This is a genomic window from Flavobacterium sp., from assembly GCF_031363805.1.
Lineage (GTDB): Bacteria > Bacteroidota > Bacteroidia > Flavobacteriales > Flavobacteriaceae > Flavobacterium.
Genome location: NZ_JANLVD010000027.1, coordinates 1 through 1,567, shown reverse-complemented (window position 1 = coordinate 1,567; position 1,567 = coordinate 1). Strand labels below are relative to the sequence as shown.

Annotated in this window: 2 protein-coding genes; one reads left to right on the top strand and one right to left on the bottom strand. The window is 30.8% G+C overall.

Features of this window, described 5'->3' with window-relative positions; all coding sequences use genetic code 11:
• Positions 1 to 503, top strand: a 503-nt coding sequence (locus tag RMN92_RS01960; protein ID WP_309607782.1) for a thermonuclease family protein, incomplete at its 5' end; no start/stop codon positions are given.
• Positions 504 to 608: 105 nt separating this feature from the next.
• On the opposite strand, the gene RMN92_RS01955 is transcribed toward RMN92_RS01960, so the two are convergent.
• Positions 609 to 1,310 (bottom strand): hypothetical protein, encoded by a 702-nt coding sequence (locus RMN92_RS01955; RefSeq protein ID WP_309607781.1) that lies wholly within the window; start codon positions 1,308 to 1,310, stop codon positions 609 to 611.
• Positions 1,311 to 1,567 lie beyond the last annotated feature (257 nt).

Genomic DNA, 1,567 nt, shown 5'->3' with positions numbered 1-1,567 from the left:
ACTGTAAATCAATGCAATACAACGCAAAAGCACCGTACATAGTGGAAACCCATTGGCAAATTGAAGAAGTCCTTGACGGCGATAGCATAATCATTAGCAATCGTTTCACTAGAATGAAAAAAGAAATCCGTCTTTATGGTTTAGATGCACCAGAAGTAAAGTTAAATAGAAAGATGAAAGAGGACGAGGAGAAAAGCAATTTACCAGCCGAATTATTGCTTCAATTTGGTTTGCAATCCTTGCACTTCGTTTTGTCGGTTGCACCGCCAAAAACAGTTGTAACTATCGTTACAGAACAGGAGAATTATTTTGACTACTGGAACAGGCAATTGGGATATGTGATTTTGCCAAGTGGAGAATGTCTAAATGATTTGCTTTTGCAAAATGGGTATGCAAAAGCAACCCACAATTATTATTGTGGAAGACTAGCAGAATACCAAGCAATGAACCGCCAAGCGCAGCTTAATAGCATTGGGATATACAGCTTTGTAAAAAGTTTTTGATTTGTTGTACTTATGTTGTACTAAATGAATTTTAAATTTTGTGAGTGCCAATAAAATATATACTTCACAGGTGTAATAAGACTAAACGGCTGTTATGCGATGTATTTATTTTTCCATTACAAATCCTTTCTCAATAATCTGAGTAATTAATGCGTCAAAAACGTCTTTATTGTATTGTGTATCTATGTCGAAATCTCTTTTCTGAAAAATGTTTGTGTCTTTTTTAGCATTTTTGATTCTTAAAAGATAGGGATCACTCAATTTATTTCTTCCCAATGGAGAACTAAATGAAACGCCGAACCAAACATTTCCGTTTTTATTTTCTTCATATAAGTTAGCAATGAAATTATCTTTAGAAAATATGTCTCCGTTATTATAAATTTTTCCATCTAGATAATTAAAGTAACCTTGAGTTCTAAGTTCAATTAAATAATTATTTAGTCTATTTGTGAATGTTTTATCTTTTAAAAAATTTATTACAATTGACGTGATTTCTCTTTTTCTCCATCCAAAAATTTCATTGTTGTAGGATAAGTCAATATAGCTGTTCTTAGAAGATTCAAAATTGTTATAATATATTCTAAATGTAATATATATTTCTGTTTGAATGGAATTAATTGTTTTCGTACTATACTTTGTTGAAATAGCATTAATCTCATTATAATTTATTATCTGCTGTTTATAAACCAAATGTTCGTTGAAAAATAGAGTTTTTTCCAGTTTTTGAGGACTTGAATCAGTTGGCAGATATTTGTGACTATTTCTGAAGTTTTCATATGAGGTAATAAGTTTTCTAAAATAATCCATACGGGTTTGTTTTTTAATTCAATTGGTTACATATTTTGTTTGTGAGTTGTTGTAATATATCGCATAACGTCTCGTGGCTTTAAGAAGTTGGGGAATAAACATGCCTTAAACTTTGAGTAAAACCTAATGTTTGTGATACAAAACCGACTTTCAGTTTTGCCTAATGCCCCAATTTCTTAAAACCGCTGTGCTTGTTGCACAACTGTTCAAATATAACAAAAAGGCAACATTAAAAAGAGATTTTTTTTGTAAATTTA